This is a genomic window from Flavisolibacter ginsengisoli DSM 18119 (genome assembly GCF_900129295.1).
GTDB classification, from domain to species: Bacteria; Bacteroidota; Bacteroidia; order Chitinophagales; family Chitinophagaceae; genus Flavisolibacter; species Flavisolibacter ginsengisoli.
The window spans coordinates 290650-307229 of record NZ_FQUU01000004.1 but is presented as its reverse complement, the minus strand read 5'-3'; the positions used below and the strand labels follow the sequence as shown (position 1 = coordinate 307229).

At 39.3% G+C, this 16580-nt stretch carries 12 protein-coding genes; 7 read left to right on the top strand and 5 right to left on the bottom strand.

Translation table 11 applies throughout. The features are described from left to right. Positions 1-61 precede the first annotated feature (61 nt). Complete coding sequence (locus BUA53_RS06835) at positions 62-1372, top strand: DUF2851 family protein (RefSeq protein WP_245793033.1); 1311 nt, start codon at positions 62-64, stop codon at positions 1370-1372. Positions 1373-1625: 253 nt separating this feature from the next. Here BUA53_RS06835 and BUA53_RS06830 read toward each other — a convergent pair whose 3' ends face one another. Further along, complete coding sequence (locus BUA53_RS06830; RefSeq protein WP_072834604.1) at positions 1626-2039, bottom strand: OsmC family protein; 414 nt, start codon at positions 2037-2039, stop codon at positions 1626-1628. Between the two features lie 48 nt (positions 2040-2087). Here BUA53_RS06830 and BUA53_RS06825 point away from each other — a divergent pair, with 48 nt between their 5' ends. Both BUA53_RS06825 and lipA read left to right on the top strand, forming a co-directional pair. Next, entirely contained in the window at positions 2088-2906 is an 819-nt protein-coding gene (locus BUA53_RS06825) for a hypothetical protein (RefSeq protein ID WP_139256356.1), read from the top strand. 103 nt (positions 2907-3009) lie between these two features. Further along, complete coding sequence (gene lipA / locus BUA53_RS06820) at positions 3010-3939, top strand: lipoyl synthase (protein ID WP_072834602.1); 930 nt, start codon at positions 3010-3012, stop codon at positions 3937-3939. An 87-nt stretch (positions 3940-4026) separates the two neighbouring features. Here lipA and BUA53_RS06815 read toward each other — a convergent pair whose 3' ends face one another. Both BUA53_RS06815 and BUA53_RS06810 read right to left on the bottom strand, forming a co-directional pair. Next, on the bottom strand, positions 4027-4995 hold the full coding sequence (locus BUA53_RS06815) for an ROK family protein (RefSeq protein WP_072834601.1): 969 nt from the start codon (positions 4993-4995) through the stop codon (positions 4027-4029). A 5-nt stretch (positions 4996-5000) separates the two neighbouring features. Then, a complete protein-coding gene (locus tag BUA53_RS06810) occupies positions 5001-6779 on the bottom strand; it encodes an MFS transporter (protein ID WP_217652946.1) in 1779 nt (592 codons plus the stop codon). Between the two features lie 116 nt (positions 6780-6895). Here BUA53_RS06810 and BUA53_RS06805 point away from each other — a divergent pair, with 116 nt between their 5' ends. From BUA53_RS06805 to BUA53_RS06790, 4 genes are all read left to right on the top strand, one after another. Next, positions 6896-8311, top strand: a complete 1416-nt coding sequence (locus tag BUA53_RS06805; protein ID WP_072834600.1) for a glycogen synthase — start codon at positions 6896-6898, stop codon at positions 8309-8311. Positions 8312-8449: 138 nt separating this feature from the next. Next, positions 8450-9724, top strand: coding sequence for a glucose-1-phosphate adenylyltransferase (locus BUA53_RS06800; protein WP_072834599.1), 1275 nt, complete (start codon positions 8450-8452; stop codon positions 9722-9724). Positions 9725-9819: 95 nt separating this feature from the next. Next, positions 9820-11229, top strand: a complete 1410-nt coding sequence (locus BUA53_RS06795; RefSeq protein WP_072834598.1) for an MFS transporter — start codon at positions 9820-9822, stop codon at positions 11227-11229. Next, positions 11207-13054 (top strand): glycoside hydrolase family 13 protein, encoded by a 1848-nt coding sequence (locus BUA53_RS06790; protein WP_072834597.1) that lies wholly within the window; start codon positions 11207-11209, stop codon positions 13052-13054. Before BUA53_RS06795 ends, BUA53_RS06790 begins: the two co-directional genes overlap by 23 nt. Here BUA53_RS06790 and BUA53_RS06785 read toward each other — a convergent pair. Both BUA53_RS06785 and BUA53_RS06780 read right to left on the bottom strand, forming a co-directional pair. Continuing rightward, positions 13047-13781 carry a GLPGLI family protein gene (locus BUA53_RS06785; protein ID WP_072834596.1) on the bottom strand — a complete coding sequence of 245 codons (735 nt, stop codon included), beginning with the start codon at positions 13779-13781 and terminating at the stop codon, positions 13047-13049. The two genes, BUA53_RS06790 and BUA53_RS06785, sit on opposite strands and share 8 nt — an antisense overlap. Before the next feature lie 4 nt (positions 13782-13785). After that, positions 13786-16539 carry a TonB-dependent receptor gene (locus tag BUA53_RS06780; RefSeq protein WP_072834595.1) on the bottom strand — a complete coding sequence of 918 codons (2754 nt, stop codon included), beginning with the start codon at positions 16537-16539 and terminating at the stop codon, positions 13786-13788. Between the last annotated feature and the right edge of the window lie 41 nt (positions 16540-16580).

The window sequence follows — 16580 nt, the reverse complement described above, 5'->3', positions numbered from 1 at the left end:
GGTAAGTTATATTGTTATTCTTTTAAATATTATTTAAGTTAGCAATGCTTAAATCTTTTAAATGGATAAATATATCCAGGCTCCCCTTGCCTATAAAAGTATTGAACGGTTGAATGAAAAATTGCTGCAATATCTCTGGCAATTCCAATATTACAATAAGGCAGATCTTACGTCTGCCCACGGAGAACCCATTGAAATAGTATACCCTGGCAGCCTCAATAACAACCAGGGTCCTGATTTTTTAGAAGCACAGGTAAGAATCGGTGGAACTTTAATGGTTGGCTCTGTGGAGATTCATTTACGTACGTCGCAATGGATCGAACATGGCCACCAGGACGATGCCAACTACAATAATGTGATTCTTCATGTTGTTTTTGAAAATGACAAGGAGGAAGACCTGAAGTTTCCATTACCTATTCTTGAATTGCAATCAAGGATTCCCCATTTAATGATCGAACGTTATGCCACACTGATGGATACAAAAGCGTTCATTGCCTGTTATAACAAGATTGGCGCTATCAAAGATATTACCTGGGCTTCCTGGAAGGAACGATTACTGGCAGAAAGACTAACAAGAAAATCAGCCATCGTATTTGATTTTTTATTAGGGAATACAGATCATTGGGAAGAGATCTTTTGGTGGATGTTAGCCCGGAATTTTGGGTTAAAAGTGAATATGGAAGCATTCGAAGCCATGGCCCGTTCCATACCATTAAGGATACTGGCACGCCATAAGAGCCAGATACACCAGGTTGAAGCACTTTTGATGGGACAGGCAGGTTTATTAAATGAAAGTTTTACCGAAGATTATCCCCTGCTATTGCAAAGGGAATATAAGTTTCTGCAAAAGAAGTATGCTTTGAAACCAATACAGGTGCCGGTATATTTTCATAGGATGCGACCTGGCAATTTCCCAACTGTGCGCCTGGCCCAGCTAGCCATGTTGATACATAACTCAGTTCATTTGTTTTCTACAATTCTTGAAAAGAAAAATGTAAAAGATATAAATGGTTTGTTCGAGATTACCGCAAATGATTATTGGCATTACCATTACAGGTTTGACGAACCATCAACCTATAAAAGAAAAGTTATCGGGAAAACAATGGTTGATAACATTGTAATTAACACAATTGTGCCTGTGGTCTTTGCATATGGGCTTCACCACAGGGAAGAACAATATAAGCTAAAAGCATTAGACTGGTTGGAGCATACACCAGCAGAAGAAAACAATATCACTAAAGGATTTACTGCCCTGGGGCTCCCCAATCAAACAGCTTATGAATCGCAGGCATACATTGAATTAAAAACTCAATACTGCGATCCAAGGCATTGTTTAAAATGTTCTATAGGGAATGCCATCCTTAAAAGCTGATTACATTACCCCGCGACATTTTTTGTAACGGCCACTAGCAGCCTCTGAGGGAGTTACAGAACGGGCACAAGACACTAATAAAATAGCAATAAGACAAAAGATGATTAACTGGAATTTCATAGGAGTAATTTGAACAAAGCTAACAGAGGGTTTTGTGAAATCTAAATAAAACCCTCTGTTTTTCTACCTGGTAAAAATACTTTTTAAGAAATCAATTTCTTTCCCATGTTGATAGTTCCATTATGAACGAATCTTAACTCCACGACCCCCAATTAATATTCACTTCAAGGTCTGGGTGAATGCTTTTTTGCACCGGGCAATTTATGCCTGTGTTCTTTAGTATCATTTTAGTTTTATCATCTACTTCTTTCAAATTTTCCGGGAAATGAAATAACAGGTTAATAGCAGCAACTCTTCTGGGGTCAGGCTTCATTACCTTTTCCACTTCCACTGTAACTTTATCCAGGTCAAAGCCCATTGATCTTGCTTTGATACCCATAACTGTTATCATACAAGTACCCAAAGAGGTTGCCATAAGATCTGTTGGTGAGAAGCGTTCACCTTTTCCCTGGTTATCCACCGGGGCATCTGTTTCAAAATTAGAACCTGAACGCAAGTGAGTACATGTAGTTCTTAATTCGCCTGTATAAACAACAGTTGACGTCATACTTTTTTGCCTAAATTTACGTTGTACAACTTAACATATTTTATCTCAGTGAAAAAAGTACTTCTATTTATAGTTCTATTGACAAGTGGTGTTACAGTTTTGGCACAGGACTCAACTAGCCGGGAAAATAATGATCAATCCACTAAAGATGAAAAACGCCAACGTACAAATACTTTAATGAAGCAGGAGGAGGAAGGGAACCTTAACTATGTAAAGCAGAATGGATTTGGAATCCAGCTTCGCACAAATGGTTATGGAATTTTCTTTGAAGTTGGTCGAAGGAAAACTCCACGTGTTACCAGTACTTATAGTATAGAACTTACTGAAATTAAACACCCAAAAGAGGAAAAAACAGGGGGTAATTTTTTTTCCAACCCTTTTATTTATGGTAAGATCAACAATTTTTACCAGCTTAACCTGGGACTTGGTAAACAATACATTTTTGGACAAAAGGGCAATAAAAATGGGGTAGCTGTTATAGGTTTGGCACAGGGTGGACTTTCCCTTGGTTTATTGAAACCTTATTATATTACTACTAACACCAGTGGCTCTGATGAAACCATAAAATACAGTCCAGAGGATAGCCTGGTATTTCTCACTTACAACAATCAAAATTCTGGCGCAGGTTTTACTAAGGGGTGGGGAGAGTTGAAATTAAAGCCCGGGGCATATATAAAGACTGCTTTGCGATTTGATTTCGGGCGCTTCAATGAGTCGGTTAGTGCAATAGAAATAGGTATGAGCCTGAATGCTTATGCTGACAAGATATCTATTATGGCACCTGTGACACTTGATGGTAAAGCGGCGGGTGCCCAGCGTTTCTTCTACCAGGGTCATATAGCCTTTGTTTTCGGACGCAGGAAGTAACTATAAAGGCCTTCAGAGATATTTAAGATTATTTTCCACAAATTATTAGGAAATTTGCCCTTTTATGGGCCAGGCCCTTGTGTTAACTCTGAATTGATTTGAAATGATCGAACTTCCCATAGCTCCTCAATCCGACCTTCCAAAAAGAACTAAACCCGATTGGCTTCGCGTAAAGCTTCCTATTGGAGAAAGTTATAAAAACGTTCGTAATCTTGTAGATACCCATAAACTTCATACAATTTGCGAAAGCGGTAACTGTCCTAATATGGGAGAGTGTTGGGGCGCAGGAACAGCGACATTTATGATCCTTGGCAATATCTGCACCCGCAGCTGTGGCTTTTGTGCGGTAGCCACTGGCAGACCATCATCGGTAGACTGGGATGAGCCACAGCGAGTAGCTGAAGCTATAAATTTAATGAAGATTAAGCATGCCGTAATTACTTCTGTAGACAGGGATGAATTAAAGGATGGCGGCTCCATAATATGGTACAATACCATTCATGCAGTAAAAACATTAAATCCCGAAACGACTCTTGAGACTTTAATTCCTGACTTTAAAGGAGAAAAAGAAAATATTCAACGGATCATTGATGCTGGTCCGGAGGTTGTATCTCATAACATTGAAACGGTTGAACGATTGAGCCGGCAGGTACGTATCCAGGCTAAATACTGGAGAAGCATGGAAGTAATAAGAATTCTCAAAGAAGGAGGCATGCGAACTAAAAGCGGTATTATGCTTGGACTGGGAGAGAAAAAAGAAGAAGTGTTTCAAACTTTACAAGACCTGGCAAATGCGGGTTGTGATGTTGTTACCATAGGACAATATTTACAACCTACTAAAAAACACTTACCAGTTAACCGATTCGTACATCCAGATGAATTTGCTGAATATAGGGAAGTTGGGTACCAAATGGGATTGGATTATGTTGAAAGTGGACCTTTGGTCAGATCATCCTACCATAGTGAAAAACATGTTATTCCAGGATTTGGTAAAAATGCCTGGGCAGGAGAGAAGGCTAAAATACAGTCATAAAATTATAGACTTACAGGTTAAAATAAAAAATCCCCCTGGCGGCAATGTCAGGGGGATTTTTATAGTAAGATTATTCATTTAAACTTTTCATTCCCTCATTTCCCAAACAAGGGCACTGGCTCCAAGTATTGCTGCATCAGCTTCCTGCAATTCGCTAAAAACAAGTTTTACTTTATTCTGGAATATGGGAAGAAGGTTTTTCTCCATATGCTCCCTTGTAGGATTCATAATAAGGTCACCTGCTTTTATAACTCCACCAAACAGTACTATAGCTTCAGGAGAAGAGAACATAATAAAGTTGGCCAATGATTCACCCAGTATTTGACCAGTAAACCGGTATACCTCCAAAGCTGTCTCATCTCCCTTTAAAGCACAATCACAAACAAGTTTAGAATCTATTTCTTCAGGTCTGTATTTGGCCAGCAGGCTATTACTATTTTTTTCTAATAATTCGCGAGCTGTAATAGCTATTCCAGTTGCAGAACAATAAGCTTCCAGCGAACCATCAAGTTTGGTAGACCAATGCTTCCTGCCTCCATGGCGGATAATAGTATGGCCTAATTCCCCGGCAAAACCATCATGTCCATATATTAATTGACCATTAGCTACAATTCCGCTACCTACGCCGGTTCCAAGCGTGATCATGATAAAATCACGCATGCCCCGTGCAGCACCATAGTTCATTTCTCCAACGGCAGCTGCATTAGCATCATTGGTTAAAGAGCAGGGTAAGCCAAATTTAGCTGTAACTAATTTTGTCAAAGGAATGACCCCTTTCCAGTGTAAATTGGGTGCATAATCGATAGTCCCTGTATAGAAATTTCCATTTGGAGCTCCTATTCCAATACCTTTCATCTTCCCTTCATCTGCATGAACTTTCAGAATAGGAGATAAGGTTTCATAAAGGGCGTTTATATAATCATCAATTTCAGGAAAAGCATCAGTTCGCAGTTCACCTTTTTCTACGATATCACCTCTATGATTTACAATTCCATATTTTGTATTGGTTCCACCAATATCTATACCTATAGCAAACTCATTTGATAAATCAATCATCCTTTTTATAGTTTTTTATCGGTTACATCTAAAGCACCTTCCGGAGAGGTTTCTAATGGTTGCAGGTCTTCATTGGCTGTGCCTTCATAGTCTATACCCTGGCGTTTTAATATGCCCCGCACTATGAATGCAAAGAATGCAAGGTAAGCAAAACAAATTACAGGAATCCAGTACGACTGGTGAATACCATAACCAATAACATCTGTTTTTGTTTGAATATAATCTGCCAGTTTTCCCTGGATAGGTGGAATGATACCTCCTCCAAGAATCATCATGATTAGAAAGGCTGATCCCTGGGTCTGGTATTTTCCCAAACCTAAAATTGATAGGTTGAATATGGAAGGCCACATAATGGAGCAAAACAAGCCCCCACTAAGAAATGCATAAATAGCGAGGTTGCCTTTAGTTAATAAACCAATGATCATAGCTAGAAGTCCAAGACTTGCAAAAATGAGCAATGTACGGGCAGGCTTGTCCTTACTAACGTAAAATGCTGCCATTTGAATTAATACACATACTATATAGTAAAGCAAAGGCTTTACATCATATTGAGAAATGGCAATTACTCCGATGACTATTCCAAAAGCAATCAATGGAACCAACAACATCATTAATTGCCTGGTGGAACGTTTTAGGTCAAAAGCAGATATAGCACCTGTCCACCGGCCAATCATAAGGCTTCCCCAATACATAGATACGAATGGAGCTACCTGGGAGGAAGAATAGCTTCCAAAGTCAGGTTGTTTTAATAACTCACCCATGTTACTTACAATAGAAACCTCTACGCCTACATATACAAATATGCCTAGCATTCCCAACACCAACTGGGGATACTTCATAGCACCCCAACCCTCAGGATTCTTTGTAGCTCTCCAATTTGAGATCAACAGTCCAAAAACTACTACCGCTAAGGCTCCAAAAAGCCACTTCATTCTGTAGGTTTCCAATCCATGCTTTTCAGCATCACTTAAGGTAGCAGGATCCGTCTGATAACTGTGGAATACCGGAACGAACATTATGATCAGCAAACCAGTCATGATCAGCAGTGAGTACAAGGCTTTATTTGCCTTCTCGGTTTTTTCTGTGGAAATCCCTGAAGGAACTTTTTTGGAGAAAAAGAATAATGCAGCCGCTGCTATGAACAAAGCGCCAACACCTGCATAAAGTATGATCACTTTACTAAGACTTAATGATTGGATCTTTTCATCAGTTAATGCTGCAGTTGTACCAAACAGGGCAAATGCAACAACCAATGGTCCTATCATTGTACCAAAGGAGTTTACACCACCTCCCAGGTTTACACGGCTGGTACCTGTAGAAGGATCCCCCAGGGCAATGGCAAATGGTTGGGCCGCTGTTTGTTGTAGTGAGAAACCCAGTGCTACCACAAATAGTCCAAAAAGCATACCTGCAAATGCATTTGCATTTACGGCAATGATCATAGCCACTGCGCCCAATGCGGAAAATAATAACCCATATACAATACTTTTTTTAAATCCCCATTTAGCCACCAGGTCATTACCTCCAAAAGCGCCATAGGCAAACAAAACCAATGCACCTATATAGTAAGCTGTATAAAAGGCAAAGTCTACTAACTGGCTTTGAAATTGATCAAGCTGGAAGTAGTGCTTACAGAAAGGAATAAAGACGCTATTCCCTGCGGCGATAAAACCCCAGAAAAAGAAAACGGTCACGAGTGTGCTTAAAGCACCATAATTAGTGGGAATGCCTTGTCCTTGTGACACTTTTGAAACATTCCTGTTCGGTCCCATCGATGTAGCCATACTGATTTTGGTTTTTAGAAGGCTTGAAAATAATAAGTTTAACTGATAGAAAAATTGAGTTGGGTGAATATCTTGAAAAAGATTTTATATACCTTCAATCAGGATGTATTAGAAATATGGAAATAATTCATGTATCAGCAGAATGTTATCCTGTTGCAAAGGCAGGCGGATTAGGGGATGTAGTTGGGGCTTTACCAAAATATCAATCCAAAGCAGGGCACCTTGCTAAAGTAGTAATGCCCATGTATCGCACAAAATTCCTCGTAAATAATGAATGGGACCTGGTACATGAAGGTAGACAGCAGATAGGGACACATCAATTCAATTATGCCATTATTAAGGAGAAGACCAATAAACTCGGCTTTGATCTCTATCTCGTTGATATTTACGGTCTTCTTGACCGGGAAAAAATATATGGGTATGATGATGATACTGACAGATTTATAGCGTTCCAGGTATCTGTAGCTGACTGGATCAGTAAATGGGAGCATAAACCTGATATAGTTCATTGTCATGACTATCATACAGGGTTCATCCCCTTCTTTTTTAAATATGTTTACCAGTTTAAAAATCTTGAATCAGTTCCCACAGTGTTTACAATCCATAATGGTGAATACCAGGGACAGTTTGGCTGGGAAAGGTCTAACCTGCTTCCTGGCTATGATACCTATAAATGGGGATTTCTTGACTGGGATAATAAAATCAATCCTTTCGCCTCCGCTGTTAAATGTGCCTGGAAGGTTACTACAGTCAGTCCTAGTTATTTGGAGGAGTTGAAGTATGCAGCCAATGGTGTGGAAATGCTGATGCAATATGAGCAGGGTAAATGTGTTGGTATATTAAATGGTATAGATACCGATGTATGGGATCCCTCAACAGATGAATTTCTTGTCCGGAATTTTAACGATCAGGAAGTAAAAGAAGGAAAGAAAAAAAATAAGAGGGAACTGGCCATACGTTTTGGCCTCGATGCAGATAAACCACTTATTGCCTTTATAGGCAGGTTAGTAGGGGAGAAAGCTGCTGATATTTTACCTGATGCAATTCGCAATTCAATTTATCAGCATCATGGTGCAGTTAATTTTCTAATACTTGGTTCTGGAGATCCTGTAGTGGAAGCAAGGCTTGAAGAAACGAAAAATCAATTGGGTGGATTCGTAGGTACATATATTGGATACAATGAAGCCCTAAGTCATTTGATTTATGCTGGTGCAGATTTTTTATTAATGCCAAGCAGGGTAGAACCTTGTGGATTAAACCAAATGTACGCTTTGCGGTATGGTACAGTACCAATGGTTCGAAGTACTGGTGGTTTAAAAGATACTGTTCGTGATTTTGGGGATTGGCAGGGATTTGGAATTCGTTTCAACAATGCTGATGTGAATGATGTAACCTATTCAGTAGGAAGAGCAATAGATCTATATTATAATAAAAAGGACCTTTATAACTGGATGCGAAGTTTTATGATGAACATTGATCATTCCTGGGATGCCTCTGCAGGAGATTATTTAAGGTTGTATCAATCTTTGTAATTTACCTGGTACTCCATTTGTAAAGTACTAACAGTTTATAATTAAATTTATACTATGGAATGAAGCTATTCCTATGACTATCCCCAACAATTTTTATGATTTAAGTAGTTCGTAATTATACATATAAAAAGAAGATCTATGAGCAAGCAAATGTTATCTGTTATTTTGGGAGGAGGTGCCGGAACCCGTTTATTTCCATTAACAGCAAGCCGGTCAAAGCCAGCTGTGCCTATAGCCGGTAAATACAGGTTAGTTGACATTCCTATTTCAAATTGTTTGAATTCTGGCATTACACGAATGTTTGTATTGACAATGTATAATTCCGCTTCACTGAACAGGCATATAAAGAATACGTACCACTTCAGTGCATTTAGCTCTGCTTTTGTAGACATTCTTGCTGCTGAACAAACCCCTGATAACCCAACCTGGTTCCAGGGTACAGCAGACGCTGTAAGGCAAGGCTTGCGGCACATAGCACCATTTGATAGTGAATATATTTTAATCCTTTCAGGTGACCAGTTATACCAGATCGACTTCCAGGAAATGCTTTTTAACCATAAGGAAAAAGGGGCCGATATAACTATTGCCACTATTCCTGTAACTGAAAAGGAAGCTTCTGAATTTGGAATTCTGAAAACAGAAGAAGGCATGATTACTGCCTTTACTGAAAAACCTAAATCGGGCCTGGAAAACTGGGTCAGCGATACAGGTGATGAAATGCGTGCAAAGGGAAAAGTATACCTCGCCTCAATGGGTATATACATCTTCAACCGTCACTTGTTATTTGACCTGCTTCAAAATGAAAATAAAGACGCTGCAGATTTTGGCAAGGAGATCATTCCACAATCAATTAATAAGTATAAAGTAGCCAGCTATCAGTATGAAGGATATTGGGAAGATATAGGAAACATTCCTGCTTTTTTCCATGCCAATATTGGATTAACCAAGGATATACCTGAATTCAATTTGTTTGATAATAACAAGACCATATATACCCGCGCCCGTATGCTACCGCCAGCCAAGGTTAGCGGCACCAGGCTTGATCATAGTATTATAGCTGATGGATGTATAATTAATGCTGCCCACATAGAGAATTCTGTCATTGGTATCAGATCTCGCATTGGCAACGACTCAAACCTCACAGATGTTTATATTATGGGTAGTGACTATTATGAAACTTTGGAAGATATAGCCCTGGACCTGCAACATGGCATACCACAGTTAGGCATTGGCTCAAGATGCCAGATCCAAAATGCTATCATAGACAAGAACTGTCGTATAGGTGATGATGTCCGGATCATTGGGGGCGCTCACATAGAAGATGGGGATTCCCCTTTGTATACAGTGAAAGATGGAATTGTAGTTTTGAAGAAAGGAGCTGTGCTTCCCAATGGATATACAATAGGAGTTTAATAATACTATTAAAATCTCAAAAAGGAAATGTGTAATTAAAACACATTATTACACATTTCCTTACTAACTTTCGCAATCAAATCTATTGATTGCTTATGGCTATTCAGTCTTCTACGGCCTTACAGGAAGGTAAATATCCAAAACCAAAGCTTTCCATATTCCAGATCTTCACAATGAGCTTTGGCTTTCTTGGTATTCAGTTTGGTTTCGCACTTCAAAATGGTAACACTAGCAGAATACTCCGTTCATTTGGTGCGGATGTTGACCAGTTACCTATGTTCTGGATCGTTGCTCCTTTGGTTGGTATGATCGTTCAGCCTTTAATCGGGCATTATAGTGATCGTACCTGGAACAGGCTTGGACGCAGAAAACCTTATTTTTTAACTGGAGCCATACTTTCTTCACTTGCCCTTGTGTTTCTTCCAAATTCTGCATCCCTATCGGCTATCATTCCTGCATTATGGATAGGTGCTGGAATGGTGATGGTAATGGACGCATCTTTTAACGTTGCCATGGAACCATTCAGGGCCCTGGTTGCAGATAACCTTCCCGATAGTCAGCGGACAATGGGCTTTAGCATTCAAACCTTTCTTATCGGGTTGGGAGCCGTTGTAGGTTCGGCTTTGCCTGAGATCCTGGCTAATAGTGGTGTGAGCATGGAAGCTGGGCCGGACGGGGTAGCAAATAATATAAAATATGCTTTCTATATAGGTGCGGTCGTTTTTATAATAGCTATACTCATCACTGTTTTTTTTAGCAAGGAATATGCCCCTAGGGAATATGAAAGATATCATGGTAAACCAGCGGTATCTAAAAAACATGGAATAAGTGAAATCTTCTCAGATTTTGGCAATATGCCAAAGACAATGAAACAACTGGGTTTGGTTCAATTCTTTAGCTGGTTTGCTCTTTTTAGCATGTGGGTTTTCACCACAGATGCAGTGGCAACACATGTTTATGGACTAACGGGAGATTATTCCAAGTCCATACAATACAATGAGGCGGGCAATAAAGTAGGATCTGCTTTTGCTGTGTACAACTTTATAGCGATGATCTATGCCTTATTTCTCCCGGTGGTAGCCAGGTATATTGGCCGTAAGCTTACACATTCTGTATCACTTATAGCAGGAGGAATTGGGCTCATTTCTATATACTTTATAAAAGATCCGGCTATGCTTAAATTTTCTATGGTCGGTGTAGGACTTGCATGGGCAAGTATTCTTGCCATGCCCTACGTGATACTATCCAGTTCTATTCCTGCCGGGAAGCTTGGAATCTATATGGGCATCTTTAATTTCTTTATTACACTTCCCCAGATCATCAATGGATTATTTGGAGGATGGATAGTAAAGCACCTGTATGGCAACCAGCCAATTTATGCAATTGTACTGGCAGGAATCTTTATGATCTGCGCAGCAATTAGTGTTATATATGTGTATGATCCTGCCTCTAAAAGAATTAAAGAAGAAATCGCATTGCCAAATGAAACGCTTGAAAATATTTAGTACCATAGTTGTTCTACTGTTTAGCTCATTTCAACTCAGCGCTCAAAACATTGAAGTGTACCCCGCCAATTGGTGGATAGGTATGAAAGAGCCCAAATTGCAATTAATGCTTCATGGTGATAATATCGCCTCGGATAATTATTCGCTCAATTATCCGGGAGTAAGACTTGTAAAGGTGAATAAGGTAGAAAATAAAAATTACGTTTTCCTGGATCTCCTGATATCACCTTCATCAAAACCTGGAAAGGTCAGTATAAAAAGGAGCAAAGGAGAACCAATACTTTTTGATTTACAAGCGCGCCGACATGGAAAGGGCACCGCTTTTGCGCAGGGCGTTCGATCCCAGGACCTTGTTTATCTTATTATGCCTGATCGTTTTGCAAATGGGGATTACAGCAATGATAGGGCACCAGGCATGCGGGATCAATCATTGAATCGCGATTCTATGTACCATCGTCACGGTGGAGATATCAAAGGTGTGATACAACACCTTGATTACCTGAAAGACCTAGGGGTGACCACTGTATGGATGACACCTGTCATGGAAAATGATATGCCCAACCGGACAGAACATGGCTATGCCATTACAAATTATTATAAGATAGACACAAGGCATGGGGGTAATGAGGCATATAAGTTACTCAGTGATGAATTGCATAAGAGAGGGATGAAACTAATACAGGATGCTGTTTATAATCATTGTGGACTGCAAAACTTTTTCATCCGTGATATGCCTATGAAAGATTGGGTACACCAATGGCCAACTTATACAGGCACCAATTATAAAGATCAGCCTTTAATGGATCCCCATGCTTCGAAATCTGATGAAACCCGGATGTCTGATGGTTGGTTCACACCTCAAATGCCAGATCTCAACCAGGGGAATCCCTATGTGGCTAATTACCTTATACAGAATGCCATTTGGAGCGTAGAAGAATTTGGGGTAGACGGGTGGAGGATAGATACCTACATCTATAATGACCTTGACTTTATGAATCGATGTAATAAGGCTTTGACAGATGAATATCCTAAGATGACAATGTTTGGTGAAACCTGGGTGCATGGAGTTTTAAACCAGGCTTATTTTACCCAGAACAATCTCACCAATGTGCGCTTCAAAAGTAATTTGCTATCAGTTACAGACTTTCAAACCAATATGTATGGTATCAATCCGGCACTTACACAGAACTTTGGCTGGACAGAAGGGGTCAACAAACTCTATCAAACGCTTGCCAATGATTTTGTGTACAAGGATCCAATGATGAATGTGGTGTTCCTTGATAACCATGATATGTCTCGTTTTCTTTCACAGGTAGGTGAAGATGTGGATAAGCTGAAAGTAGGTATTGGTTGGTTGCTAACAACCCGGGGCATTCCTGAGTTGTATTATGGCACTGAAATCTTATTAAAAGGAATTTCCAACCCGGATGGACTTGTCCGTGGCGATTTTACAGGTGGATGGAAAGAAGATCCCAGTAATAAATTCACTGCTGAAGGCAGAACGGATAAAGAAAACGACGTGTTTAACTGGACAAGAACTATTGCTAATTTCAGGAAAAAATCATCTGCAATCAAAACTGGTAAATTGATGCAATATGTACCTGAAGACTGGGTATATACCTACTTCCGTTATGACGATAAGCAAACCGTAATGGTGGTGATGAATACGGCCAATGAAGAAAAAGCCATTGACCCTAAACGCTTTTCTGAAAGGATCAATGGTTTTACAAAAGCAAGGAATATAATCAATACAAAGCAGGAAGATCTCAATGAAAAATGGAAACTTCCAGCCAAATCGATATGGATAATGGAACTGGTCAAATAACAAAATTCCAGACCATATTTTTACCGTAATCGCCCCAGTTCTTAAGCACTTTATCTATTGAGCTTATCATTGTTTTACGGTCTACTTTTTTGCCTTTGGTAGCTGGTGTAACTCCATTAAGATTTAGCCCGTTTACTTCCACCCTTGTAGCAAACCAGGTGGTATGAATGCGGGGCATTCCCAGGCCTAATATCATCCCGGGTAATCCATTAGCACTTTCAGGGCCGCCATTGATCAGGATCTCGTCTGTATAAAAAGCAAATATGGCTATGGAATCATCAATGAGTCCAATTGCTTTGCGACAATCATATCCCGCGATATTCCGTGTATCGCTGGTAAGCTTCCATTTGATCTTTTGCAGACTATCCTGCACCAGGAAGGTTTCTTCAAAAATGGGCTTCTGAGTTATGGTTGTTCCCGCTTTGTAGTCATTATAAACCACATTTTTATCAGCAATACCCTGGTACCATGTTCTGGAATCCACCTTAACTTCTTTTCCAGGTTTATAAATGGATCGGGAGGTGTCACCAATAAAATCAAAATAGGTAGTTGACAATTGCGGAAGGCGATCTTTTATGCGCTCATACCATTCCGGTTCCAGCTCCTTATACAATTGTCTCACGTAGACTACTTTCTCAAACTCTATTTTTACCGCAGGATGAAAGGTTTGTGACCAACTGGAAATGGTTGTAACCAATATGGTCAAGAAAAATAATAGTTTTTTCATGATCTTATTTTTGACCTGGCATTTTATTAAAGGACCATTCGAACTTGAGCATATAGTAATTGCTGATGCGCTGGAAACGTTCTTCGCTGATCATGCTGCTATTAATGCTCCGATCAAATCCCTGATTCTTATTCAGTAAATCATTGGCAGCAAATATGATCTTACCTGATTTATCCTTAAAAAACTTTCTTGAAAGGTTGGCATTCCATATAATAATATTCCTGTTTCCCCCAAAAGCAGCTAATTGCTGGTACAATTGAACCTTGCAATCAGTATTTAATTCAAGTTTTCCTGGTAACATTAAATAACCTTCTGTTTCCCCTCCGTAAGCAAAATAGTTGTTTTTAAAGTTGGGATTTAATGAAGATTTAGAAGCATTATATTCCAATGAGGGATTGATATTAAGGCTATACTTTTCAGGGTATTCATAACGTATACCATATGCTATTTCATAATGGTAATAATCGGTCTGATTTTTTTGTCCATTTATAAAGTTGATATTTCTGCCACCACTACCATTTAACCTGACAGTATGATTAAATTTCTTTTCTCCTTCTCCTTTATTCCATTCACTCCACATATACCAATTGTTATTTCCATTAACGTTGACTGGTTTGAATATACGTTTACCAGAAGGATCAATTGTATTATCCTGGGTTATGGCATTGTCAGTGAAGTTTATTCCCAGATTTAGCCATATACCCCTTGCGCTTAAAACTTTATAGCTGTTATAAAAAATTGACAGGTTGTGGTTAAATCCAACTTTGAGATCTGGATTTCCAACTAATACATTCAGTTGGTCGTTGTTATCACGAATAGGTTGCAGTTGATCTATTGTGGGCTGACGAGTAGTACCCCGATAATTGATCCCAATACCAGATTGCTGCTTGGGTCTGAAATTGAAAGATGCCTGGGGAGTAAGATTGGTAAAATTGTAATTTGTAAAACTGCTATGGTCAAGATTATTTAATCTTAATTTAGTAGCTGATAAACCTGATCCAAAAGCCAGCCTTATTTTTTTATAGACATACTTAGTGATCAGCGTACCGCTATTCGAACTTGCCCTAAGGTCAAAATTATTGCTAAAGGCCTGGTTTAATATTTCATATTTATCATTAAAATCTTTGTCAAAAGTGTTTTTATGTGAGGTAGAATTATTCTGATTATAGCTGTATTCCCCCACCAAACTCCATTTGTCATTCAAGGGCTCACTGTAAGTGACCTTGGCGCCCAGGGTAGTGGAACTTCCACTATTGATCTTTTGCTGATCTTGCAATTTCGACGAATCCAGGTTGCCAGAAGTGTAAAAGTCTGCCTGAGAATAAATAAAATTCTTTTGATCATCATTGGTAATTCCGTACCTGATTGTTGATAATAGCTGCCTGTCCTTTTTATGAAACAATTGTTTGTATTGAAGCTGGTTATCGCTTTGTAAACGTTTTGAATCATAGGAAGTATTACCCAAGTTGATCGTTTCTTTATTATCAGTTTTGTTGGTGATGTCAGTATTGGTATTATTAAAAGAAGTTGTGGCTTTTCTTGTACCTGCAGTTACCAGCTTCAATGAGGCCAGCGAATCCAGTTTCCATTCATACTTAAAGTTGATGGCATGTTGTTGATTTAATCCATTTGACCTGGTAAGGGTGCTTGTATTGATCAATCTTCCCGGAATAATGCTTTGTATGTATTTAGAAGCTATATTGCTGGTACCAAGCCTGTTAAAACGATAGGAGCCGTTTACAGCTTGTTTATCATTATTCCACCTGTCAATGTATAAAGCTCCTGCAGTATAGGCATCGGGTAAACCTTTTAAACTCCAGTCACTAAAATCATCCGATGTCCCAAAGCTGAAATAATAGCCGCTTAGTTCATCGTATTCAAAATCATTTTCAAAACCGAGTTTTCTTTGATCCTGCCAGTTGAGGCTTCCTGTATTGGTTTTGCTTTTAGTGCCATAAAGTGAAAATTTCTTTTTACCAATGAATTTGTTATACAACAACCGTGCATCAAGCAGTTTGTCAAAGTCAGAACCAATCTCAGCCTTTCCAAATGCCCCGGTTTTTTTATCTTCCTTGAGTTTGATATTTACTGTTTTCCCTTCTGTTCCGGTGGATATGCCCGTAAGATTTTGCTGCTCTGATTTATTATCAAATACCTGTACCTTATCAACAGCCTTTGCACCAATGTTTTTAGTAGCCATGGTTGGATCATCACCAAAAAACTCTTCTCCATCCACCAGTACTTTCTGCACTCGCTGTCCCTGGGCAGTAATTTCGCCTTTGCTATTCACCTGGAATCCCGGAAGTTTTTTTAATAATTCTTCAACAGTAGCACCTTCTTTCACATGAAAACTATCTGCAACAAATTCGGTAGTGTCGCCCTTTATCCTAATAGCTCCTGCACTTCTTATCACAACGGCGTCAAGTAATTGGGATTTCAGTGTGAGCGGTATGGAGCCGATTGAATTGGTTTCTCCTGCCTTTACAACCACTTCATCCACGTAGTCGGCAAACCTGGGGAAGCTAACTAGTATCACATATCTACCTGTATCTACCTTTGGGATCTGGAAATTGCCCTCTTTATCAGTCCTTATGAACTTATACAGGCTTGAATCTTTCTTTTGTAATAAGCTGACAACGGCATTGGCTAATGTTTTCTTTCCTAATGTATCCGCAACCGTTCCGGTTACAGACGATTGTTGAGCTATAGCCAGTTGGGTGAGTAGGAGTAAGAATATTCCTATGAAGAATTTTCTCATGATGCAGGTTTGCTTGGTTTATAGCTAACAATAATAATATG

Excerpts from the sequence above, each read along its gene's own strand:
- BUA53_RS06830 (WP_072834604.1), bottom strand. The coding sequence starts at position 2,039 with ATGACGTCAACTGTTGTTTATACAGGCGAATTAAGAACTACATGTACT.
- BUA53_RS06800 (WP_072834599.1), top strand. The coding sequence starts at position 8,450 with ATGAGCAAGCAAATGTTATCTGTTATTTTGGGAGGAGGTGCCGGAACC.
- BUA53_RS06835 (WP_245793033.1), top strand. The coding sequence starts at position 62 with ATGGATAAATATATCCAGGCTCCCCTTGCCTATAAAAGTATTGAACGG.
- BUA53_RS06790 (WP_072834597.1), top strand. The coding sequence starts at position 11,207 with ATGAAACGCTTGAAAATATTTAGTACCATAGTTGTTCTACTGTTTAGC.
- lipA (WP_072834602.1), top strand. The coding sequence starts at position 3,010 with ATGATCGAACTTCCCATAGCTCCTCAATCCGACCTTCCAAAAAGAACT.
- BUA53_RS06810 (WP_217652946.1), bottom strand. The coding sequence starts at position 6,779 with ATGGCTACATCGATGGGACCGAACAGGAATGTTTCAAAAGTGTCACAA.
- BUA53_RS06795 (WP_072834598.1), top strand. The coding sequence starts at position 9,820 with ATGGCTATTCAGTCTTCTACGGCCTTACAGGAAGGTAAATATCCAAAA.
- BUA53_RS06785 (WP_072834596.1), bottom strand. The coding sequence starts at position 13,781 with ATGAAAAAACTATTATTTTTCTTGACCATATTGGTTACAACCATTTCC.
- BUA53_RS06815 (WP_072834601.1), bottom strand. The coding sequence starts at position 4,995 with ATGATTGATTTATCAAATGAGTTTGCTATAGGTATAGATATTGGTGGA.
- BUA53_RS06805 (WP_072834600.1), top strand. The coding sequence starts at position 6,896 with ATGGAAATAATTCATGTATCAGCAGAATGTTATCCTGTTGCAAAGGCA.
- BUA53_RS06780 (WP_072834595.1), bottom strand. The coding sequence starts at position 16,539 with ATGAGAAAATTCTTCATAGGAATATTCTTACTCCTACTCACCCAACTG.